Consider the following 22,650-nt stretch of genomic DNA (forward strand, 5'->3'; position numbering starts at 1 on the left):
CTCCAAATACAAAGAAACAGCCATGGGCGGCCTCGCCGTCAACGTCGTGGAATGCTAACCACCCACGAACCTGCGAATTCTGCGCACCATTCCACGTCAATGATCCGCCACCCTTTCAAAGAGGCGCCAGATACACGGACAACCAGGCGCAGACGTCGCATAAATTCACAAACAACCGCGGCGACCGGCGTCGGGCAAACAAAAAGGACCCGTCCCCCGCCACGAGGGCGGGGAACAGGTCCCAATAGGGATGTGGAGATGGGGAGAATTGAACTCCCGTCCGATGTTGCTTTGTCAGGGCTTCTCCGGGTGCAGTTTGCAGCGGTTTTTCTCGGCCCCAGCTATCTCGCAAACAAGTAGCTGCCAGGCCCAGTTGTATAAGAGTCCCCTAAGCGCCTACAACAAGAACTTAGAGCAGTGGCCCTCTAGATGACGCCAGGATCCGGGACGAGAGCATTCCCGGGCTGACGGACTGTCTTACTGCTTAGGCAGCAAGAGCGAAGTCAGTGCGATTTGATTCAGCACTTATGTTTTACAGAGATCGTTTACGAGTTAACCCTGTATCCTCGACCCGCTTCACCTGTCTCGACTAACACCGTCGAAACCGATCATCCCCTATTGTTTTTTCAACCCACGACTTCCTTCTTGCGAAGTTCACCGTGGACTATCCATGCTAGCGCATTGTCCGGGGATTTTATTCCCACCGTGCTAGTTAGACTGCACTAGTTGAGCAGGCCCTTGTCCGCTTTCGCCGTCAGGACCAGCAGCGCAGCAGCATTCACCTTGGCCGCAAGGGCGGGATCACCCTGTGCCGCGGAGACCAGCCCGGCATACATTTGCGGCAGCAGCGACTGGTTGGTGCACAACGCCATGGTGCCCCCGGCGGCGATGAAGTCGACGCCGCGCTCGGCCACCGGCACAGCGGAGACCTGAACGGCGTCGCAGATGTCATCGCTGACGATGATCCCCGCAAAACCCAGATCCCCCCTCATCATGTCGGTGACAATGACGCTTGAGAACGGCGCCAAATTGGTGGCATCAATTTTGGGGTAGTAGGCGTTGGACACCATGAGCCACGGCACCCCCGCGTTCACGGCCGCACGGAACGGGGCAATGAAGGGATCGTTGCGCACGGTGATGTCATCGGTGACGCCCGCCGAAACGTCCGTGTTCAGGGTGACCCGTCCCAGTCCGGGAAAATGTTTGGCGGTTGCCTCGACGCCCGCTGCCGCCATGCCCTGGGCAAAGGCGGTGCCGTGGCTTGCCACTTGCTCCGGGGTGTAGCCGAACTCGCGCCCAAAGGTGCCAATCGGCGCATTCTGCGGCGCAAATGCTGCGCTGGGCACAGTGTCCATGACGGGCGCCAGGTTCACGTTGACCCCCACGGCGGCCAGTTGCTGCCCCCAGGAGGTGGCGTCGGCCAACAGCTCTGACGCAGGCAGCCGCCCCTGCTCGATGGCCTGGGGCATGTCGGCAAAGCCGGGGCCGCGCATGATCTGCACCAGGCCGCCCTCCTGGTCGGTGGCGACGAAGGGCCTGGCACCGCCCGTGCGCACCCCTGAAATTCGGTCAGCAATCTCGGCCACCTGCGCGGCTATTCCGGCTTGTCCGGCCGTGCTGCGACCCTTGATGAACACATTGCCCACGTACAGGGTGTCCACGGCGTACAGCGAGTTGGCGTCGGCGCCGGTCACGGGCGAGGAAACCATCAAGACCTGGCCCACTTTTTGTTCCAGGCTCATGGCCGCCAACACGGCAGCCGCTGCCCCGGTGGCTGGGATGTTCGACGCCGGAGCCTGGCTGGGGCTCGCAGTTTGAGTTGGCGCCGTGCTCGCGGGGGGCGAGCCGCCGGCTGTCACCGTTGCGCTGGGGCTTGCTGTGGGTGCCGGGCGTTGGATGCCGGAGTACAGCAGGGCAAAGACAGCCACCAGGGTCACCACCACAAGGCCGGTGCCGAGCATCCACCAGCGCTTGGCACCGGGCCGTGTTCCGCCGGGCTGTTTTCCTCTGCGCACCATCACCATCTGCCTTCCATAACAGCGGACGTTGCCTTCAGTTTAGGCCACTGCCCAGGGAAGGCCATGGGACTATGCCGACCCCGTAGCTAGCTGCGATTCTTTTCCCGCATGACCCGCTGGGCCTCGCGGTTGTCCTGCTTTTCACGGAGTGCGTGGCGTTTGTCGTACTCTTTCTTGCCGCGGGCAATGGCAATTTCCACCTTGGCCCGGCCGTCCAAAAAGTACAGCTGCAAGGGCACAATCGTATAGCCGGATTCGCGGGTTTTTGCGGCAATCTTGTCCAACTCTTCGCGGTGCAGCAGCAGTTTGCGCCGCCGCCGTGCCGTGTGGTTGGTCCAGCTCCCGTTGAGGTACTCGGGGATGTAGACGGCCTCTATCCACAGTTCGTCATTGTAGAAGGTGCCGAATCCGTCCACTAGGGACGCCCGGCCTTCGCGCAACGACTTCACCTCGGTGCCCATCAAGACCAGGCCGGCCTCGTAGGTGTCCATGATGTGGTAATCGTGCTGGGCCTTGCGGTTGGTGGCCACAACCTTACGGCCACTTTCTTTAGGCACAGCTGACTCCTTTGACTTGATTCAAAAACGAAATGCACTTGCACCGGCACACCCAACATCCGGGCGGGGCGAAACCCCAGTGTAGCAACTACCCGCAGGGGCAGTCCCGGACAGGGATCTAGAGCAGCCTCATGGGATCGACGGGAGCCCCGTTGAGCCAGGTCTCAAAGTGGGCGTGGCAGCCGGTGGAGTTGCCGGTGTTGCCGGAGTAGGCCACCAGTTGGCCCGCCTTGACACGCTGCCCGGCTGAAACAATCACTGCCGAGTTGTGGTAAAAAATGGTCATCAAGGCGTTGCCCTGGACCACACCGTGGCTGATGTACAGCACGTTTCCGCCACCGTAGACCACAGTGGTTTGGCCGGCAATCTGGACTGTTCCGTCCGCAGGGGCGTAGACCGGGGTGCCGCACTGGACACCGAAGTCAACACCGGTGTGATCGTAGTATCCGGTGCCGTTGAAGTCAGCCGATCCCGGAGGAACCGGACGGTTCCTGGCAAAGGGCGAGGTGATGGGGGCGTTTCCGGCAAAGGGGTGGCGCAGCCCAAAAGCTGAAGGGTTGCCGGGTGCTGGCGGCACGTAGGGCGGGGGCACAAAGCCACCACCGCCGTTGCCCTGGTTGGCGGCTTGTTCGCGGGCTATGCGCTCAGCCTCGGCCTTGGCGGCAGCTTGTGCGGCCTCAAGTTCCTTGCGCTGCATCTCGGCAATTTGGGCAGCCACAGCGTTTTTCTCTGACTCAACGGCCTTGAGCTTGGCCTGGATGCGCGGCTTTTCAGCAGCCAGCTTGGCGTTCAGCACGGCAGAATCGGCGATCAACTTATCCACTGTTGCCTTGTGCGTGGCGGCCTGGTCGCGGGCCACCTGCTCCGCGGCCAGGGCGGCGTCGGCCTTTAACTTCAGGGCCTTGATCTCTGCCTCAACGGCAACCAGGCGTGCCTGGGCGTTTTGATTGGTGGCCTTTTGGGCTGTGAGCTGCTCCAAGGCAGCTGTCTGGCTGCGCAGGGCCTGCTCCGCCAGGTCAATTGAGTTGGCAAGGTCGGTGGTGGAGCCGGCACCCAAAATCAGGGTGAGATTTGCCGGCAGCCCGCCAGCTTTGTAGGACTGGGCGGCAATCTGCCCGATCAAGGCTTTGGTGGCGGTGGCTTTTTCGGCATCAGCGGCAATTTGGGCAGTGATCTTGTCCTTGCTTTGCTGGGCAAGATCAATGCGGGCCGCCAGGGAACTGGCCTCGGCCGCTGCCGCACTGACACGGTTCTGGGCATCGGCCAGCGCTGCCTGTGCTCCGGGAAGTTGGCCCTGGTACAGGACCAGGTCGGCAGCCGACTGGGCAATCCCGGCGTCGACAAACTCCAGGGACGACTGGACATCTTGGGCCTGCTGCTCCAGGGCGGCAGCCTTGTCGTTGAGGTCCTCGGCCTGAGCAGGGGGCACCAGCCCGAGCAAACCCACAGCCAGCAGGATGGTGACGGCACCGCTGAGGCGGCGGAAGAGAGGGCGTGAGCTGGGCATTTTGGGCCCAAGCCGGGAGGATTCCACAGATCCAATTCCCCCGCTTGATTTCGAATTCATGCCGTACAGCTCCTCGAATTTTGCCACTAACAACACCAGTCACATGAGTACCTTGAGTAACAAGGTCCCCACCCACCCTACACTTTTAGGTTCTTCCGTAGGGAAACTGCCGATGCGACGCCGGCCAACACCACGCCCAGCAGGATCAGGACCGGGTAGATCACCAACGCTTCGCGGGCGGAAATGAACGGTGTCCCGGTGTTGGCGTCGGCCAGGTAGCCGCCCATGAAGAACACCACAATTGACCACACAGCTCCGGATGCCAGCAGGGCACCGATGGTGGCGGCGATGACGCCCTCCAGCACAAAAGGCAGCTGGATTACCGTCTTGGACGCACCCACCAGGCGCATGATGTCGATCTCACGCATGCGCGACTGCGCCGAGAGCCTGATGGTTGTGGCAATGAGCAGGGCGGCGCAGATGATCATCAGGGCCGCCACACCCATGGCCACATAGGTGGCAATGTTCATCCAGGAGAAAAGTTTCTCCAGGACCTTGCGTTGGTCAACCACCGAGTCCACACCCGGGGTGGCCGAGAACGTCTCGTTGATGATCTGGTACTTTTCCGGATCGTTCAACTTGATGCGGAAGGACGAGGGCAGGTTTCCGGCTTCCACGGAATCCACCATGGGAGAGTTGGCAAACTGCTCGCGGAAGTGGGCCAGTGCCTCCTCCTGAGTTTCAAAGGTCCAGTTCTCGATGTACGGCTTCACGGCCGGCGATTCGAGCATTCCCTCAATCGCTGATTTTTGCTCAGCCGTCACAGGCCCGGACACACAGTTGGTGTTCGCCGGAATGTCGGTGCAGAGGTAGATGGTGACCTGGACCTTGTCATACCAGAAACCCTTGAGCTGGCCGATCTGCATTTGCAGCAGCCCGGCGGCACCCACGAAGGTCAGGGACACGAAAGTCACCAGGATCACCGAAATGACCATTGTCAGGTTGCGGCGCAGGCCGCTGCCCAACTCGCTCATGATGAAAGCAAGTCTCACAGTTGGTCCTCATTCATAAAGTTTGCGGTGCTGGTCTTCGTCTCGTCCCCGCGCGGGAACACCGGCTCACGCCGGCGCTCCAGCCGCGGCGGCATGGACTCCTGTGCGGTGGCGTCGTCAGCTGCGGAGGCAGCGCTGACTGCGCGCTGACGGCGGGTCTGGGGTTCGGCGTCGTCCGTCTTGACGGGTTCCGCGGCCGGAGCCGCACCTGCCGCCGGGACAACCGGGATCATGGAGGTGTAGAGGGCTGCGTTCTCATCACGGACCACCTTGCCGTGCCGCAACTCGATGACGCGCTTGCGCATGGAGTTCACGATGTCGTCATCGTGCGTGGCCATGACAACAGTGGTGCCGTTCTGGTTGATCTTGTCCAGAATGTCCATGATGCCGGCGCTGGTGATGGGGTCCAGGTTGCCTGTGGGCTCATCGGCCAGCAGAATGCCGGGCTGGTTCACAATGGCGCGGGCAATGGCCACGCGCTGCTGCTCGCCGCCGGAGAGCTCCGTGGGCTTGCGGTGGCCCTTGTCCGCCAGGCCCACCAACTCAAGCACGCGAGGCACCTCGGTCCGGATGGCGGCACGGGATTTGCCCAGTACCTGCATGGCGTAGGCCACGTTGGCGAAGACTGTCTTGGTTTGAATGAGGCGGAAGTCCTGGAAAACCACGCCAATGCCGCGGCGGAACTTGGGCACCCGCCAGCTGGGCACGTTCGCCACGTTCTGGCCGGCCACATAGACCTGCCCGTGGGGGGTCTTGTACTCGCGGAGCACCAGGCGCAGCAGCGTTGACTTGCCGGACCCCGAGGAGCCCACCAGGAATACAAACTCGCCGCGGTCCACGTCAAGGGAGACGTCGTCGAGCGCAGGCTTGGACTTGCGATCGTAAGCTATGCTCACATTTTCAAAACGAATCATGACTTTTTCGTTGCCCGCCCAGCGACGAATCGCTGGCATGCTGACGGCCGGGCAGATGTTTGGGGGAAGAAACCGCCAGCATAACGACTATAGGCTCCAAGCCCGGCGATTGCTGATTCCTGGCCGGTGTGTCGAGACTGGAACGTTATACGTGAGTCTGCACCTGTTCGACGGCGCATTCCGGGCCCCGGCGGTATGCGGTAGGCGCCTAAGCCTTCTCGGCGTTGCGGTTATCGGCGCGCCAGCGGATGCCGGCGTCGATGAAGTCGTCGATCTCGCCGTCGAGCACGGCGGCAGCGTTGCCCACCTCGTGTTCGGTGCGCAGGTCCTTGACCATTTGGTAGGGGTTGAGCACGTAGGAGCGCATCTGGTCCCCCCACGAGGCCTTCACATCCCCGGCCATGGCCTTCTTCTGTGCGTCTTCCTCAGCCTTTTTCAGCAGCAGGAGGCGCGATTGCAACACACGCATGGCGGCGGCGCGGTTTTGAATCTGCGACTTCTCATTCTGCATGGACACCACAGTGCCCGTGGGAAGGTGCGTCAGGCGGACGGCGGAGTCGGTGGTGTTCACTGACTGCCCGCCGGGGCCGGAGGAGCGGAACACGTCAACGCGGATCTCGTTGTCCGGGATCTCGATGCTGTCGGTTTGCTCAATGAGCGGGATGACCTCCACGGCGGCAAAGGAGGTTTGGCGCCGGCCCTGGTTGTCGAAGGGGCTGATGCGGACCAGGCGGTGGGTGCCGGCTTCAACGCTCAGGGTGCCAAAGGCGTAGGGCGCCTTGACCTCAAAGGTGGCGGACTTCAGCCCGGCTTCTTCGGCATAGGAGGTGTCCAAAACGGCTGTGGGGTAGCCGTGGCGTTCAGCCCAGCGCAGATACATGCGCAGCAGCATTTGGGCAAAGTCGGCGGCATCCACGCCACCGGCGCCGGAGCGGATGGTGATGACGGCTTCGCGTTCGTCGTACTCCCCCGCAAGCAGTGTCACAATTTCCAGATCCTGCAGGGATTTTTGCAGCCCGGGGAGGTCCTTGGCGGCTTCGGCGAGGGTATCGGCGTCGCCCTCTTCCTGGGCCAGCTCCACGAGGACCTCAAGGTCGTCGATCCGGGCCTCAAGGTTGCGCAGCTTTTCCAGTTTTGACTGGGCATGGCTGAGCTTGGAGGTTACCTTCTGTGCCGCCGCTGGGTCATCCCACAGATTGGGTGAGCCCGCCTGGTCGGACAAATCCTCAATATCTTCCAGAAGCTTCTCCACCTCGGAGACTTGCTCAATGGAGGTATAGGTTGCGCGTAACGCGCGGATCTCTGCGGGAAAATCGATCTCTGCCATGGTATTCAAGCCTACGGCATGTGTGGCGGTCTGGGCGGCGATCCCGTCCACCGGTGTCACAGCAGCAGATTGGCCCGGGCCGTGCTGGTTACGGTGATGGTGATGCCCTCCGGCACCAGAAAGTTGATGAACATGGGATGCACGACGCCGGTGATGCTCACGTGCGCTGTTCGTCCGTCCCCGGTCCCCGTGGCCGGGTCGAGGACAACGTTGCTGATGGAATCGGGGGCCGGGATGCTGCCCAAGTAGTTCTGGGCCGCGGCAAGCACGCCCTGGTTGGTGAGCAGCGTGCCCGGGTCGCTGCTGGAGCTGCCGCCGTTGAGCACGAAGGTGTCAGCGGCTGCGAGCGCTGCGCTGTCTGCGAGGGAGAGCAGCTTTTTCTGCCCGAGGTAGAGGCTGCCCGCGGCGGCCACCACCGTGATGATCAGCAGCGCCAACAGGACGTAGCCAATCAGGAGCACCATGACCTGGCCGTCCGCATCGCCTTCCTGGGCCGGTGCCGGACTTGTGCCTGATGCCGTCATTTGAACCTGCCCACTTTTTGGGTGGCGGTGGAATCAACTGTAGCGGCGTTGGCGTTGACGCCGGGAACTGCACCCACCACGGGCAGTTCCACTCGCAGCTGCACGTGGGCGCTGACGGTTGTGCCGGGTGTGAGGCAGCCGGCACTGCAGCTGATGGTCAGTTGGGCGGCACCCGCGTCAAAGCCCATGTCTTCCACGGCCAGTCGGACCGCCTGCTCGGCTGCCAGCTGGGCGGCCGGGAGGTCGCGTTGCATAACAAACACCTTGGCTGCTTGGTCTGCCGCACCCACCACTGCGTAGGCGCCGCCCTGGACCTGGCCCACTGTCAGGATGAGGTACACCAGGGGAACCATGAGGAGCACTGCCAGAAAGATGAACTCCACAACGGCGCTGCCCTCTTCCTGTGTGGACGGTGGGCAGGTGTTATTTGGCAATGACGGCATGGCCGCTCATCTCCAAGGAACGGGCCGGGCCAAAGAGCCCTATCAACGGCAGTGGTGCGGTGATGGAAACCCGCAAAACGTCCAAACCGTTTCGGGTTTCCACACTGACCGAGACGTCTTGGACAAAGTCAGGTCCCAGCGCCGTGGCCACCAGATGGGTCGCCCGGTCCTGGGCGTCGGCTGCCGTCCTGTCCCCCAACGCGCCATATCTGGCGGCCGAGGATGCGGCGTCGGCCACGGTGTTGCGGACATGCAGAGCCAACGCCAACTGGAGCAGGGCCACGAAGATCACAGTGACCAGCGCACCGACCAGAACAAAATCCACCACGGCCGAACCCGTCTCCCGCATGCCGGCATGTGCTGGCGCTGCTTTTACGGCTGGACCTGGTCCATGGCCTGGTTGAACAGCCTCTCCAGGGCCGGCCCGGCGATGGCCAACAGCCCGGCCACGAGCACCGCGCTCATCAAGGTGATGAGCACCCAGCCTGGCACGTCGCCGCGTGTTCGCTCCCCTGCCCGGCGCCGGGAATGGTGGGGAAATTGCTGGTCCAGGCGCAGGGCCATCGTGGTGAACAGGTATTTTCCCACGATGAGCGCCACCACCCCCAGCCCCAGTAGTTTGTTCATGATGCTTCCTCTCCGAGCCGTGATGCGTGAATTCCTGTGGTGCTGGTCCTGCTTGATTTGTGGGCGCGTTCATCTAGAAGCCAAGCTGTAGTAGGGCCAGGCCCGGGAAAACGGCAAAGACCACCGTCAACGGGAGTACACCAAAAATCAGCGGAACCATCATGGCGATCTCCTTGCGCCCGGCCGATTCCATCAGCTCCCTTTTGGCCACATCCCGCACGTCCTGGGCCTGGGCGCGGAGCACGTCGGCCAGTGGTGTGCCCCTGTTGACGGCCACAGTTATCCCGTCGACAAAGCGCGCCAGCGCCCCAACATTGACGCGCTCGGAAAACTGCCCCAGGGCAACAACTAGTGGCATGCCGGTGCGGGTTTGAGCCAGAACCTTGCCAAATTCGCCCGAGAGGACCCCGTTGGAGGTGCGCGCCACCCTCTCCAGAGCACTGGCCGCGCTCTCTCCCGCACCCACGGCCAGGGCCATGAGTTCCGCCAGCGCCGGGAATTCGGCAAGCATTCGTTTTTGCCGGCGACGGATCTGGGCGCCAAGTAGGTAGTCGTAGAGCAGGTAGCCGCCCACCATGGGGCCGATGGTGAATGTCACCGCCCCCATGACGTTGATGACGCCCTGCCACAAGAGGAAGAGCGAGATGAGAATTCCGGCCGTGAGCCACGCCCCGGCCCACAAGAGCTGCTTGGCCCGGAATTCTAGGGCGCTCTCACTGCGTCCGGCCTGTTCCAGCCGGGCACCGATCCCGTGGACGCTGACGTTGAAACGCCCCAGCCTGTGCGCGGCGTCGGATAGGAGCAGCCGAAGGATCCGCTCCAGCGGGCCAAAGAGCGTGCGCTCTTCTTCGATGTCCAGTAGCCTGGACCGGCTGGCCACCGAGCGGAGCTGTGGTTCAACGCGTTGGGCAAAGCTGGGTTTCCGCATGACGGGGAGCCTGACAAGGATCAGCGACAACCCCACACCCAGAGTCAGTCCGGCGGCGATCACGGCCAGCATGTGTCCGTTCATTGCAACACCCGCTGCTCCTGCGGCAGGGCACCAATCCGCAACATGACCCGGTAACAGATCACGGAGATCAGCAGTCCCCCTCCCAACACCGCCCACCCTGCCGGGGAGTTGTACGCCGTTATGGCCTCGGGCCGGGTGGACATCAGCAGCAGGACCAGCCACGGTGCCGCCACGGCCAGCCGGGCAGCGTTGACCGTCCAGGATTGTCTGGCTTCGAGTTCGCTTCTCGTTCTGGCGTGGTCGCGCAGAAACTCGGAGAGCGTCCCCAGGAGTTTGCCCAAATCTGATCCGCCAACATCCCGGGTCAGCCGCAGGGCCTCGATGATTCGGTCCGCCACGGGGTCCGACAACCTGATCTTGAGTTTTTGCAAGGCTCCCTCGAATTGACCGGTTGCCCGGTAATCCGCCCCAAAGGACTGAAAATCCGTCCGTAACTGCACGGGCCCCTTGGTACCCAGCTGTACCAGGGCCTCGGGCAGGGACAGGCCCGCCCTGATGGCTGAGCGCAGGTGGTCCACAACCTCGGGCCAGAGTTCGCGCATAACTGCGCTCCGCCGTCGAGCCCTGGAACGCAGCACGGCGAAGGGAACATAGCCGCCCAGCAACGCCAAACACGCAGCGATGCCGGGCGCCCCCGTCAGCACAAAGACCAGCAGCGCAACCGCCGCAGCGAGACCGGCCGCACTGGCCACCAGGGAAGCCGGCGTGACTTGGGGCAGCCCCGCCTGCTGCAACAGTTGCACCAGCTTGCTGGCGTGGCCTGGGTTCAGCTGCCGGGCCGGCGCAGTCCAACAGGCGCTCCAGATCAGGAACATCCCCATCCCCGCCAGCAGACCCACCAGGGCTGACACTAGGACTCCCCCATGAGTGTGGCCACGTTGTAGCCGGCGGCGGCAAATTTTTCCGGTGCCGGCATGGCGGTCTCGGAGGCGCTCAGGACGCCGTTGACTGTGCTGAACACCATGGCCGATTCGATGATGCCGTTCTCCACCCGGCGCCCCAGTGCCAGAATTTGACCCACGCTGCGTTGTCCATTGGGCGCCCTGACGCAGTGCACCACCAGGTCGATGCAGGCAGCAACAGTTGGCACCACAAAGGCAGCCGTGATGTTCTCCCCGGCCAAGAGGGGCAGCGTGCAAATCTTGACGACGGCGTCGTGGGCAGAGTTGGCGTGCACACTCGCCATCCCGGGCAGGCCACTGTTGAGTGCTATGAGCATGTCGAGGCTTTCCGCCTCGCGCACCTCACCCACAATGAGCCGGTCCGGGCGCATGCGCAGCGCCTCCTTGACCAGGCGACGCAGTGGGATTTCGCCAGCACCCTCCAGGTTGGGCTGGCGGCACTGCAGCCCCACCACATCCCGCAAGGGCAGCCTCAGTTCAAAGATTTCCTCCACGGTGACCACCCGCTCCCGCGAACCAATCCCGGCAGCCAGACAGTTGAGCATGGTGGTCTTGCCAGCTTGGGTGGCCCCGGAGACCAGAATGTTCAAGCCGCTGCTGACGGCGGCACCCAGAAATCGGGCAGCTTGAGGGGACAGAGATCCCAGCTCTACCAGGTGGTCAAGCCGGCTGGCCCGCGCCGTGAATTTGCGGATGTTCACCGCCCAGTGGTTTTTGGTGATGTCCGGTATCACCACGTGCAGGCGGCTGCCATCGGGGAGGGCGGCATCCACGAAAGGTGAACTGAGATCCAGCCGACGGCCGGAACTCTTCAACATCCGCTCCACCAGGTCACGCACCTGCTGTGCGGTGAAGCTGACACCCGTCAGCTCCGACTCCCCATGCCGGGCCACAAAAACCTGGTTGGGGGCGTTGATCCAGATCTCTTCAATGTCAGGGTCGTCGAGGAAGGGCTGGAGTGCACCGAAACCTGCGACGGCGTTGAACACGTGCCGCCTAGCGTCCTCGCCGTGGGCCAGGGCTGGGACCGCGCCCAGCAGGGACCGTTCGCCATAATCGTTGACAGCTGCATCAACCAGCGCCCGCACCTCGGAGCCCTGCCGGAGCGGATCAAGGCCTTTGCGGCGGATGAGTTCACGGACTTCATCCTCAACCAGTGCCAGTGCATCCACTCAAACCACTCCCGCCCCTTTGCGGCGCCCGCCTACCCTGTGTTCTTCCACCCTGTGCTCAGGAGCCTAAACCCGCAGGCAAGGGGCGCGCTAGTGGCAAAAAGCAATCTGTGCATAACTTCCCAAACTGAAGTCGCGTAACTCATAATTAGGCATCAGTGTCACACATGCAGGCAAACTCACACCATCCAACAATCTTTGGGGAAATATGAAGAAATTTCGTGCAGGACTAATTGCAGTTGCCGTTGCCGGATCACTGGCATTTTCTGGTTCAGTATTGGCAGCATCGGCCTACACCCCCCAATTGACCGGAGCGATCGGAGCCAAGTATGAGTCGATGGGCGGCCCTACTTCTCAGCTGGGGCTTCCTCTTTGGGATGAAACCACAACCTACGGCGGCGCCCAGCAGAATTTCCAGTTCGGCATAATGTTCTGGTCCCCGGTTGGCGGCGCGCATCCCTTGTGGGGGGCCATCAACGCCAAGTGGTATCCCGGGCATGAGTCGGGCTGGCCCATCCGGGACGAGGAACCATTGGGTGGAGGCGCCATTGCGCAGCACTTCACCAACGGAACCATGTACTACACCCCGCAAATCGGGCTGCACTACATTGGAGCCGGCATACGGCAGGCATGGTGGAACAAGGGCGGGCAAACCGGTGTTGCAGGGTATCCCGTGACCGATGAAAACTATTGGTATGCTGGCGGCGCCTACCAAGTATTTCAAGGTGGAACGTTCTACTTCACGCCGAGATATGGGACAAAGCTCATTCAGGGCGCCATCCGTGCCGTATACGAAAACAACGGCGGCTATTTCTACATGGGCAGTCCCGTCACCGACGAGTATGCTGCTAATTCCACGACACGTGCCCAGCGCTTCGAAGACGGCGTCATCTACTGGTCCAAGGGACGAACTTGGGTCACTCGGAACTAGGCTCAAGTCAGAGAGAAAGTACGACCGCATTGTCAGTGCGGTCGTACTTTCTTCTCCCATCCCAGAGAAACTACTTCATCGACCAACCGGTTGCAGCTTTGAACTCGCGGTCAAACACAGGCTGCAGGGTTCTCATGTAGGTTGACGTGACGTGATTGTCGTCTTTGTACACGATGACGTTTCCAATGAGCGCCGGGCACGTGGTCGCGTTGCAGAAGTTGCTTGAGAGGTCCAGGAAGGTTGTAGCAGGCAACGAATCGGCAATGGCCTCCGTTGGCGACTCTGCAGCGTAAACGTTGGCTCTCAACACCCCGCAAACTGAAGGGTCGGAAGGATTCTCTTCTAGGCACGACGGCACACCTTCCGTAAAACGAGGGGTGTCACGGAGTGCAATGACTTCAATCCCGGCCGCGTTGAGGGTCGATACCGCATCAACCCATGACTGATCAAGGCGTTCCGCGACTTCTTTTCTACTGTCGGTGCGCGTACTGGTTGTCACGACCACGTCAGGCCTGGCGGCAAGGACTTCCTGCATGGTTTTCTTGTTGAAGTCCACGCAGCTGTCCGACAGCCCTGCAGCAGGGTCCGTGCCGAGCGGGCAATAGCCCTTGGTTATGGAGGTCACGCTCCAATTGTTCTTCTCAGCCATGGCCAAGATCGGTGTATTGAGCACGTGTGCGTGTGAACTTCCAATGACATAGATACTCTTCGAACCGTCGGTCACGGCATTCCTGCAACGGTTGATCATCTGCTCCCCATCAGACTCGCACGGACCTGAAAAAACGGGCCAATCCGAATCGATGGCCGTAAACGAGGGCAAGATGGGGGCCGCTGGCTCTGATTGATCTATGTACCCTGGCCACAACGATGCTGCACCGGGGTTATTCTTGCTGGCCCCGGCCAACAGTGAATTATTCTCGTTGGTGAGATGTACCTGCCAGGCTGTCAGTGGCAGGGCAACAATGGCGACGCACGAAATAATCACAACGATTGCCCGACGGCGTTTTTGTTCAATCCATTGGTTGCGGCGCAAGGGAGTGTCAACCCACTTTGTCATTGCCCACGCAGCAATGATTGAGGCCACAACTATGGCAAGACCAGCCTTCGGGCCGGCCTGGTCCCGACCCGACGCAACGAGGAAGATGACAAGAATGGGCCAGTGGAAAAGGTACAGGGCGTAGGAACTATCCCCAAGTTTGACGAGGGGTTTCATGCTGAGGAATCTGTCGGCACCAATTTTGCTGTCCGTAGATCCGGCAACAATGATGCACGCCGCCGCCATCGTGGGCCACAGCGCCATATAACCCGGGAACTGTTGCCCTACTTGCAGGACAAGTCCACAAGCCAGCATCGCGACGACACCCAGCCAGCCCAGCACTACTCGCGTTCCTCGGCTGAATTGAAGGTAAGGCAAGACCAAGGCGAGGAGGGAACCCAAAGCGAACTCCCAGAGTCGCGCCCTGGTGTCAAAGTAGGCAAATGTCTGATTGTTGTTAGTCGTGATGATCGAGAATATGAGGGAGCAGGTGAAGACGACACCGAAGATGTAGAGCAATAGCACTCGCACGCGCAAGCGAAGAACTCTCGCCAAGAGCGCAGCGAAAGCAAAAATAAGGGGCCAAAGTATGAAGATTTGCCCCTGGATCGACAGCGACCAAAAGTGTTGCAGAGGGCTGGCAACGCTGTGGTCCGTGGCGTAGTAATCCACCGATTCAGACGCTAGAAACCAGTTTTGGTAGTAAAACAAGGAAGCCCAGGTTTGGCCAAAAATACTGTTCCACCTGGACTCGGGCAGAAACAAGTAGGTGGCTCCGAGGGTGGCCAGCAACGTCACAGCGATCATCGGCAGGAGGCGTTTGAACAAGTGGGCCCAATACTTGAGCAGCTCCAGAGTTTTCCCTGATTCAAGCCTCCGGGTGAACTGACCGGTCAATAGGAATGCCGAAACGAGCAGGAAGATGTCGACACCGCCAGAAATACGGCCAAACCAGACATGGTAGGCAACCACCATAAGCACTGCCAGGGCCCTTAAACCTTGGACCTCTGGAAGATACTTCCGTCCTGTCCGCGCCACCATGGGAGCGTGCTTGGATACGGCTCTTCTCCCCTTGGCTTCCGGCTTCTGGATGGTGCCCTGTGTCATAAATTGATACCCCTAGATGATTTTGCTGCTAAACCTGCAGCATTGATCCCCCCGTCAAGTATACCGATTCGTTACCAACCGTTTACCTAAAGGGACCAAGTTCACACGCTATTCACAACCTTTGAGTCGGGGCCTTGAAGCTGTCGGCAAGGTTCGCTATGGCAGGAAGTGCTGCCCCTGCTACACGACCTTCGCCTTGGCGTAGGTGGCCTCGTACTGCGCCACAAAGGCTTCACGGCCACAATGGCCCACGCAGATGGTTCGGATTTCCGCCGGATCATAGGAATCGAAGTCCTTCCGGATCTGCACCATGGCTTGGCCGAGTTCTGCCCGGTTATCAATGCCAGCCAGCAAGCCGTTGGTTTCAACAACAGCGTTCCTGCCAGCCCACGTTGCGGTCGAGACCAACGGCAGCCCGCACGCCATGGCTTCCCACAGGACGGTACCGAACGCTTCGGCAACACTGGGCAGCACAAAAACATGGGCAGAGCTGAACTCCGCCACAATCCCATGGCGTGGAACTGGCCCGATGAAGTCCACTTTTTGTGAGATTCTCAGCCTGTCGGCAAGGGATTCCAAGCCAGCTTTGTGGATTGAATCCCCGGCAATCCTCAGCCGGACGTTGTCAACGTTGCTGAATTGCTCTGCGAAAGCTTCAAGGAGCAGGTCCACGCGCTTTCCGGGATCCAGATGTGAAACGTGACCAAAGACGAATGGGCCCTGGGGAACTTCTCGAGTGGCAATATCTTGGAATTGTGGGCTGAGCAGGCCCGGTATGTACTGCCACTTGTCGGCATCAATGCCGTAAGCCTCATTGAGCACTGGCACAAACCCCCGGGCGACGGCGACAAGCGCCGAGGCGGCATGTGCTGCCCGGCGCGCATGAACACCGCTCCATTTTTCTTGGAGCCGCTCCACGGACGACGGCCTGTGCTCGGTAACTATGAAGGGAATCCCGAATTCGTCAGAAAGCGCGTGCGTCACGATTCCCGCCGGGAACATGGCGTGGGCATGGAGGACATCCGGCAACCCATTTTCGCTGATGTACCGGGTGAGCAGCGCACGCCATGCGTGCAGGAGGACCCGTTCGTTTGCGCCTGGAACTTTAGGAAAGGGCAGCACCTTGTCCAGCCGAAACGTGGGGATCCCTGATTCAACGCTGCGGCGAATACCAGGCGTCCGGCCTCGCAGTTGCGCTGGCGAATAGATGGGGATGCCCTTGACGCTGACAACGCCAACATTGTGACCGGCAGTCGCCAGCGCTTGAGCCTGTTCGATGAAGAAGCTGCCGGAAAAGTCGGTCTCATCTGCTGGGTACCAAGACGGCAAGAGGAGAATATGCATTTCCTGTGGTCCCCTAAATTTTTTGGTGGCGGTCTGTGACATTCTACGTGTGGCCGCGGAGGTCTCCGATGCGCGGGTGCCCACAGGCGCGGTGAGAGAATAGCGGAATGCCTCTCGAGTCTCCCCTCCTTGCCCGCAGTCAATGGCGAACCCACACCATCTCCGCTACAACAACCCTCTGGGTCATGGGTGACGCATCCTGTGACGCCCAGCTGTGCCGGCTGATGGACGACGTCGAATCCCTCGCCGAAGGCCTCCGAACGGTCGCCGGGCATTTTGCGGCAGTGATTGTTGGCCCGGAAGGAATTATCCTCATTGAGGACCCCATTCGCAGTTTCCCGATTTTTTACACGGTGACGGGCACGGTTGCCCGAGTTTCCGACGGCGTTTCAGCCTTGGCCGGCGCGAGCGCCGACTATGTTGCTGACTACGACTCACGGATCGAATTCCGCCATGGGGCCTACGTAGCTGGAAGCAACACCCTTCATGCAGGAGTGCATCAAGTTCAAGCCGGCGAACTTGTGACCATCAGCGCCACAGGTGACATTTCACAGGAGTTTTACCGTCAAATCCACTATTCTGCCTTGCGCCTGGAAGAAACTGCCGCCGTTGACGCCCACTTCACCGCCGCCCTGGATGCCTCCATGTCCAGGCTCCTGGCACATGCCAAGGGGCGCCAGCTGGTTGTCCCGCTCAGCGGAGGCCTGGATTCACGGCTGTTGAGCGTTTATCTCAAGGATGCCGGCTACACCAACGTTGTGAATTTCACCTACGGCACCGGCAAAACACGCGAGGTGCTGATCAGCGAGCAAGTGGCCGCTGCCCTGGACCAAAAATGGCTTTTCTGCCCCTACGACGAGGCAACAATCCGCGATGCCTGGGACATCCCGGAAACCGCCGACTTCATTGAGTTCACCCACGCTGGAGCGTCACTGCCCCATATTCAAGACTGGTACGCAGTGCGTTGGCTCAAGGAGGAGGGCCTGATTGACGATGACGCCATTTTCCTGCCGGGGCACACCATCGTGGGCAATATGCATGACGACGCCATCCTTGAGGCTGAAAGCACCTCCAGGGATGACATCAAGGAACTGATCCTGAAGCACCACTACACACTGCAACCCGACAATGGCGCAGCCCACAGGAACGTGCGCCTGAAAAGAACCATTGACGCCTTTTTGGACCAGATTGGCTACGACGGCTCAGCGGTGTCACGGCTGACAGCGTTGGAGTACTGGAATGTCCTTGAGCGCCAAACGAAATACATCAACAACTCCGTGCGCAACTACGAGTTCTTTGGCTATGAATGGGCCCTGCCCATGTTGGACAGGGAAGTTTATCTGGCATGGGGGGATTTGCACCCCAACATCACACGCAACCGGGACTGGTATGAAGGCTATGTCAATCGGCGGTACTTTGCTGCGACCGGCCAGGATCTGGGAACTTTTGCCCCCACCGACGTCCCAAAAAGCAGTCGGGATGCCGTCAAGCGCATCTTGGGAAGCGTTGGGCTGCTCCGAGTGGTCGAAAGTTTTATCACGGCAAGGGCCGTCCAAAACCACCCCATGGGATTCAATTGGTTTGTTCGGGGCATGAGCCCCGCCGAGCTCTTCGCCTTCACCCGCAGCGGCGGGAATCTGCTGGGCGCCTATGCCGATGAATTTCTCACAGACACCTGGAACAGTCATTGCCGGCTTTTCACTCCGGAAGATACTTTTCACTAAGCTGGAATCATGCGAATTCTCAGTGTTGTTGGCGCGCGTCCCCAATTCATCAAACTAGCCCCCATCGCCACCGCCATGCGGGGCCGGGCGGAACACCTGATCGCGCACACCGGACAGCACTATGACGAGCTCATGAGCGATGTCTTCTTTCAGGACCTGGGCATTCCAGCCCCGGATTTCAACCTTGGTGTAGGTTCCGGCAAACATGGAGCTCAGACAGGTGCCATGTTGGCCGGATTGGAAGAGATTATCGAAGGATCCGCACCGGACTGCGTCTTGGTCTACGGTGATACCAATTCCACGCTGGCTGCGGCTATTGCGGCAACCAAGCTTCATGTGCCCGTGGCACATTTGGAGGCAGGCTTGCGTTCCTTCAACCGCCGGATGCCGGAGGAACACAACCGTGTCCTGACAGATCACAGTGCAGACCTGTTACTGGCTCCCACCCAAGTGGCCATGGACCATCTGGCCCACGAGGGCCTCGCCGCCCGATCCGTGCTTGTTGGCGACGTCATGACGGATGTGCTTTTCGCGGTGCGCGACTCCCTGGGCGATTCCGCTGCGCCGCTCCCAGCGGGCCTGGTCCCGGGAGAATACTATGTCGCCACCATCCACCGCCCGGACAACACTGATTCTCCAGCCAGGCTGGCTGCGATCGTTGATGAATTGGCTTCCCTGGACAAACCCGTGCTCCTTTTGGCGCATCCACGGCTGCGCAGCTTGGCCGACCAGCATGGCATCACCTTGGGCCGCGGGAGCATAATTCCGAGCCCCCCGCTCGCCTATCCCCACCTCATCAATGCGGCAAGGAACTCCGCCGGAGTGGTCACCGACTCAGGAGGCCTGCAAAAGGAAGCATTCCTGCTGCGCGTTCCCTGCACCACCATACGCCCGGAGACTGAATGGGTTGAAACGGTTGAACTCGGCTGGAATGCCTTGGTCAGCGACGATCTGACACGCTTGGCCAGCACTGTTCGGCGGCCTGCTCCTGCCCCAAGCGATGCCACACCCTATGGCGACGGTCAGGCGGCCGGGCGTTCTGTGGCTGCAATCCTGACCGCCTTTGGCGGCTGACATCACAGCGGCCGGACGCCTGATCCACGTCTATTGCTGAATTTATCCGTGGGATACTTGTTGGGTGAGTCGAACTTGGATTGTTATCCCGATGTACAACGAGGCAACTGTGGTCGCTGACGTCATCAAGGGACTGCAGGCCGAGTTTAACAACATTGTTTGCATCGATGATGGCAGCACAGATGGATCGCCAGCTGTTGCCCGTGCTGTCGGGGCTGTGGTGGTGGAGCATCCTGTGAATTTAGGTCAGGGAGCTGCCCTGCAGACGGGGTTGCACTATGCCCTGCTCGATCCGGGGACCACCGAGATTGTCACCTTCGACGCCGATGGACAGCATCAGGTGTCGGATGCGAAGGACATGGTTTCCAGGATTCGGTCCGGCGAAGCACAAGTTGTCTTGGGCTCTCGATTCTTGGATGACCGCACCCAGGTCTCAGCCCTGAAGAGATTGGTGCTGCGAGTGGCCGCGCTGCAATCACGACTGGCTACGGGCATGGCACTCACCGATGCTCACAATGGTTTGCGCGCCTTTGATGCCAGCACAGCAGCCAAGATCAACCTAACCCAAAACCGCATGGCTCATGCCTCCGAACTGATTCATCAGTTGTCCGAGATCAAGCCACGCTGGGTGGAACATCCTGTGAAGATTATCTACACCGACTATTCCAAGGCCAAGGGGCAGTCGCTGCTCAATTCGGTCAACATCCTCGCGGACCTTCTTTTTAGGTAACACCATGCAGATCATCGTTCAGATAGCTCTCGTTCTGGCTGTCATCATCGTTTCCGTGGCCCTGATGCGCGGCGGTTCCAACGCCCGCAATCTGGCCATCCGGCGGATGATGCTGGTCCTGTTCGCCTGCGTCGCGGCGGTTTCCGTCTTCTTTCCGGTGGCCCTCACCAGACTTGCACAACTCCTGGGCATCGGGCGTGGAACTGACCTGGTTCTCTACGCCCTGATTGTGAGTTTTCTGGTGTTCGTGGCCACCAACAACCACCGATTCCGCCAACTGGAAAAGTCAATCACCAAACTCTCCCGGCATGTGGCTCTCGAAGAAGCCGAGAAGCCGTGGCTGAGCAAACAGGACGACTCGTAGCTGGGGTCCGGACCGGCGCAGCACTTACCTCCTGATCCACACCTGGTAATTGCCCGAGCTGGCTACCAAGGAAAACTGTTCCAGCAGCGTCTCAATGGCCTTCGCCGAGAGCCCGTAGTCGGCATGGGGTGCGCCGACCACCGCCGCCTGGGCGTTGTTGAGTTGACTTTCCTGCAGCTCTTGCGCTGACACGCCAGTGCCCATGGCGGGTCGCGGCCCGTTCGTGGAGGGTTCTTCAACCATCCTGGTGCCGAAAACATCCACAATGGAACCACAACCATGGCGCATCGACCGGGACAATGAATCGCTCACAATGCCCATGTACGCATAGGTGGAGAACACGCAGTCATAGGGCGCCGCGGCTGCAACCAAGTCTGCCCCAACAACCCCCGGCAAGGGTTGCGGCTCCAACACGAAGCCTCGGACTCCCGCCGGTACCAGAAGAGCCAACCCGAGTGCAGCGATCACTGCACCGGGCACGCGGGCCTTCCCCCCAGATCTGTGGCCTCTGGGACCTTGCCGCCGTGAGAGGGCGGAGAAACAGGCGCCCACCGAAACACCGAGGCAGAGCGCCAGATACGGCGCAGCAAAATTGGGGTAGTGGTCAAAGAAGCTGGCGGAGGCAAGCAGGGCACAAACAACCACCGAAGCCAACATGGCCCACCAGAATTCCTCCCCCCATTCTCGGGGCTTGCGACCCCTGGAGAGTCCTACAACAGCCGCTGCAACCATGCACAGAACAGCCAAACTGCCGAATAGGAACAGCACCCAGGGTGCTGCGTGTATGCCAGCAAAATCGCCGAGCCGATGCACCATCCCCTTGGCAGTACCATCCGTTCGTGCCACCTGGGCCAGAATCACGTCGGTGAACATTGCACCGGGGGCCAGAACGAAGAAGGGCCCCATGACGAGAAGGCACGTCGCAGCTCCCGCCGCCATGAAGCGCAGCAACAGCCGTGGTCCGCAACGAACAGCCACCATGACGGCCAAGACAAGGACCGGCAGCAGCGCCCACAGCTTGAAGCACAAGGCCACGCCCAGAAATATCGCGGCAATCGTGACGGCCCGGCGAGGCGCTTGGCGATAATCTCGCAGGGCAAGCAACGCCGCCAAAACACATGCGCTAAGAACCGGCGAAAGCATGATGGAGCGTTCAGCTATCGTGGCGATCGATCCCACGGCATACAGGCCCGCACCGGCTATAACTGCCGGGTACCCCCATCGTTTCAGGAGGATGCCCAGCATCAGGGTGTTCAAGGTTCCTATCAGGGCAAAGAACACCCTGGCGGCGGCAACGCCAGCCGGGTCGGTGGCCAACGCTCCAATAAGTGCGAAGGGCAGCATGAGTACCGCAATGCCCGGAGGGTGCACCAAGACATAGTCCCGATAGGGCAGGGATCCTGCCAGCAGGTGCACACCAGCAGCATAGTGAACGCCGTCGTCGTAGCCCCTAAACCCACCCAAGGTGCCCGATTCAAGCAGCGGCAGCAGCCGGGTGAGAAACGCCAGAACGCCCAGGGCGCCAATGAGCAGTCCCGGCGCGAACGGGGCGTTGAAACGGTAAATGGCCACTTTGTTCCTTTTGCGTCAGCGCTGGCGAGACTCCGTTTAGGGGTGGGTGGTGAGCTCGGCAGCCACTTGGCGGGCGCGGGCCTGCCACGTGTTGTCCGCACGAAGGCCCATGGCTGTCTGTGTCACCGTGGCAATTTTCTCCGGGTGCTCGGCGAGATCATCAAGCAGCCGCGTCAGCGACGGGGCATCGAATGGGACAGCCCAACCGTTGCCCTGACTGGCCACGAACTGGGCCACATTGGTGCCTTGGTTGACGATGACGGGTTTGCCGAATCCAATGTACTCAGCAAACTTGATCGGGGCGGCAAAGGAACGGTAAACGCTGGGTTCGATGAAGAGCATGCAGATATCCGCCTGCTGGTAATACGGTATGAGGTCCTCGCCGTTCTTGTGGACCACTTGGATCCGGTCATTGAGCAATTCCCGGTAGCCTGCCGCGTTTTGCTCCCATTCCTCTTCCCGGGTACAAATGGTCAGGTAGGCATTCTTGGAGGCTGCAACGGCACGGACACAGTCGTGCATGTTGTAGTAGCTGCCAACCCCTCCCACGTAAAACAGGTGGATGCCATCCTTGGGTATCGCCGGCACGTCAACAATCTCCCCGCCTGGCGGAAAGGGGGGGTGCCTCCCCTCCCGGGGGTGTGGGAAAAAGTTTCCCATGTTCAATAAAGGGAGAGAAAAACTGTTCAAAGGGAAACCACCGGACAGAAAGA

Annotated in this window: 22 protein-coding genes and 1 other RNA gene; 5 read left to right on the forward strand and 18 right to left on the reverse strand. The window is 60.5% G+C overall.

Annotated features, from left to right (window positions below):
- Positions 1-250: 250 nt before the first annotated feature.
- From ssrA to ACX80Q_RS17535, 14 genes are all read right to left on the reverse strand, one after another.
- Positions 251-616: a transfer-messenger RNA gene (ssrA, locus tag ACX80Q_RS17470) on the reverse strand.
- Between the two features lie 106 nt (positions 617-722).
- Positions 723-2,018: a glycoside hydrolase family 3 N-terminal domain-containing protein gene (locus ACX80Q_RS17475; RefSeq protein WP_459331808.1), complete on the reverse strand. Its 1,296-nt coding sequence runs from the start codon at positions 2,016-2,018 to the stop codon at positions 723-725.
- An 86-nt stretch (positions 2,019-2,104) separates the two neighbouring features.
- Entirely contained in the window at positions 2,105-2,575 is a 471-nt protein-coding gene (gene smpB / locus ACX80Q_RS17480; protein WP_459331809.1) for an SsrA-binding protein SmpB, read from the reverse strand.
- A gap of 118 nt (positions 2,576-2,693) precedes the next feature.
- Entirely contained in the window at positions 2,694-4,142 is a 1,449-nt protein-coding gene (locus tag ACX80Q_RS17485; RefSeq protein ID WP_459331810.1) for a peptidoglycan DD-metalloendopeptidase family protein, read from the reverse strand.
- A gap of 77 nt (positions 4,143-4,219) precedes the next feature.
- Positions 4,220-5,134 carry a permease-like cell division protein FtsX gene (gene ftsX / locus ACX80Q_RS17490; protein ID WP_459331811.1) on the reverse strand — a complete coding sequence of 305 codons (915 nt, stop codon included), beginning with the start codon at positions 5,132-5,134 and terminating at the stop codon, positions 4,220-4,222.
- Positions 5,131-6,048 (reverse strand): cell division ATP-binding protein FtsE, encoded by a 918-nt coding sequence (gene ftsE, locus ACX80Q_RS17495; protein ID WP_459331812.1) that lies wholly within the window; start codon positions 6,046-6,048, stop codon positions 5,131-5,133. The genes ftsX and ftsE overlap by 4 nt, the downstream gene beginning before the upstream one ends.
- Positions 6,049-6,256: 208 nt before the next feature.
- Entirely contained in the window at positions 6,257-7,375 is a 1,119-nt protein-coding gene (prfB, locus tag ACX80Q_RS17500; RefSeq protein ID WP_459331813.1) for a peptide chain release factor 2, read from the reverse strand.
- A 56-nt stretch (positions 7,376-7,431) separates the two neighbouring features.
- Positions 7,432-7,899, reverse strand: coding sequence for a pilus assembly protein TadG-related protein (locus ACX80Q_RS17505; protein ID WP_459331814.1), 468 nt, complete (start codon positions 7,897-7,899; stop codon positions 7,432-7,434).
- Positions 7,896-8,342 (reverse strand): hypothetical protein, encoded by a 447-nt coding sequence (locus ACX80Q_RS17510; protein WP_459331815.1) that lies wholly within the window; start codon positions 8,340-8,342, stop codon positions 7,896-7,898. Before ACX80Q_RS17510 ends, ACX80Q_RS17505 begins: the two co-directional genes overlap by 4 nt.
- Positions 8,323-8,691, reverse strand: coding sequence for a TadE/TadG family type IV pilus assembly protein (locus ACX80Q_RS17515; RefSeq protein WP_459331816.1), 369 nt, complete (start codon positions 8,689-8,691; stop codon positions 8,323-8,325). Before ACX80Q_RS17515 ends, ACX80Q_RS17510 begins: the two co-directional genes overlap by 20 nt.
- Positions 8,692-8,714: 23 nt before the next feature.
- On the reverse strand, positions 8,715-8,906 hold the full coding sequence (locus ACX80Q_RS17520; protein WP_459331829.1) for a hypothetical protein: 192 nt from the start codon (positions 8,904-8,906) through the stop codon (positions 8,715-8,717).
- A gap of 136 nt (positions 8,907-9,042) precedes the next feature.
- Complete coding sequence (locus ACX80Q_RS17525) at positions 9,043-9,981, reverse strand: type II secretion system F family protein (RefSeq protein WP_459331817.1); 939 nt, start codon at positions 9,979-9,981, stop codon at positions 9,043-9,045.
- Positions 9,978-10,832, reverse strand: a complete 855-nt coding sequence (locus ACX80Q_RS17530; RefSeq protein WP_459331818.1) for a type II secretion system F family protein — start codon at positions 10,830-10,832, stop codon at positions 9,978-9,980. The genes ACX80Q_RS17525 and ACX80Q_RS17530 overlap by 4 nt, the downstream gene beginning before the upstream one ends.
- Complete coding sequence (locus ACX80Q_RS17535; RefSeq protein WP_459331819.1) at positions 10,832-12,055, reverse strand: CpaF family protein; 1,224 nt, start codon at positions 12,053-12,055, stop codon at positions 10,832-10,834. The genes ACX80Q_RS17530 and ACX80Q_RS17535 overlap by 1 nt, the downstream gene beginning before the upstream one ends.
- A 208-nt stretch (positions 12,056-12,263) precedes the next feature.
- Between ACX80Q_RS17535 and ACX80Q_RS17540 the strand changes: the two genes are divergently transcribed.
- A complete protein-coding gene (locus ACX80Q_RS17540) occupies positions 12,264-12,986 on the forward strand; it encodes an LGFP repeat-containing protein (RefSeq protein WP_459331820.1) in 723 nt (240 codons plus the stop codon).
- 70 nt (positions 12,987-13,056) lie between these two features.
- Here ACX80Q_RS17540 and ACX80Q_RS17545 read toward each other — a convergent pair whose 3' ends face one another.
- Both ACX80Q_RS17545 and ACX80Q_RS17550 read right to left on the reverse strand, forming a co-directional pair.
- Positions 13,057-15,129 (reverse strand): acyltransferase family protein, encoded by a 2,073-nt coding sequence (locus ACX80Q_RS17545; RefSeq protein WP_459331821.1) that lies wholly within the window; start codon positions 15,127-15,129, stop codon positions 13,057-13,059.
- 180 nt (positions 15,130-15,309) lie between these two features.
- On the reverse strand, positions 15,310-16,473 hold the full coding sequence (locus ACX80Q_RS17550; RefSeq protein WP_459331822.1) for a glycosyltransferase: 1,164 nt from the start codon (positions 16,471-16,473) through the stop codon (positions 15,310-15,312).
- Between the two features lie 107 nt (positions 16,474-16,580).
- Here ACX80Q_RS17550 and ACX80Q_RS17555 point away from each other — a divergent pair, with 107 nt between their 5' ends.
- The 4 genes from ACX80Q_RS17555 to ACX80Q_RS17570 all read left to right on the forward strand — a co-directional run bounded on the left by ACX80Q_RS17555 (position 16,581) and on the right by ACX80Q_RS17570 (position 20,365).
- Positions 16,581-18,197 carry an adenine nucleotide alpha hydrolase family protein gene (locus ACX80Q_RS17555; RefSeq protein WP_459331823.1) on the forward strand — a complete coding sequence of 539 codons (1,617 nt, stop codon included), beginning with the start codon at positions 16,581-16,583 and terminating at the stop codon, positions 18,195-18,197.
- 9 nt (positions 18,198-18,206) lie between these two features.
- Complete coding sequence (gene wecB, locus ACX80Q_RS17560; protein WP_459331824.1) at positions 18,207-19,271, forward strand: non-hydrolyzing UDP-N-acetylglucosamine 2-epimerase; 1,065 nt, start codon at positions 18,207-18,209, stop codon at positions 19,269-19,271.
- Between the two features lie 64 nt (positions 19,272-19,335).
- Positions 19,336-20,001 carry a glycosyltransferase family 2 protein gene (locus ACX80Q_RS17565; RefSeq protein WP_459331825.1) on the forward strand — a complete coding sequence of 222 codons (666 nt, stop codon included), beginning with the start codon at positions 19,336-19,338 and terminating at the stop codon, positions 19,999-20,001.
- A 4-nt stretch (positions 20,002-20,005) separates the two neighbouring features.
- Positions 20,006-20,365, forward strand: coding sequence for a DUF2304 family protein (locus ACX80Q_RS17570; RefSeq protein ID WP_459331826.1), 360 nt, complete (start codon positions 20,006-20,008; stop codon positions 20,363-20,365).
- Positions 20,366-20,389: 24 nt separating this feature from the next.
- Here ACX80Q_RS17570 and ACX80Q_RS17575 read toward each other — a convergent pair whose 3' ends face one another.
- Complete coding sequence (locus ACX80Q_RS17575) at positions 20,390-21,937, reverse strand: hypothetical protein (RefSeq protein ID WP_459331827.1); 1,548 nt, start codon at positions 21,935-21,937, stop codon at positions 20,390-20,392.
- A 36-nt stretch (positions 21,938-21,973) separates the two neighbouring features.
- The gene (locus ACX80Q_RS17580; protein WP_459331828.1) at positions 21,974-22,525 is read right to left on the reverse strand and encodes a glycosyltransferase; all 552 of its coding nucleotides are present in this window, start codon (positions 22,523-22,525) and stop codon (positions 21,974-21,976) included.
- Between the last annotated feature and the right edge of the window lie 125 nt (positions 22,526-22,650).

It is taken from the genome of Arthrobacter sp. HLT1-20, assembly GCF_054510895.1.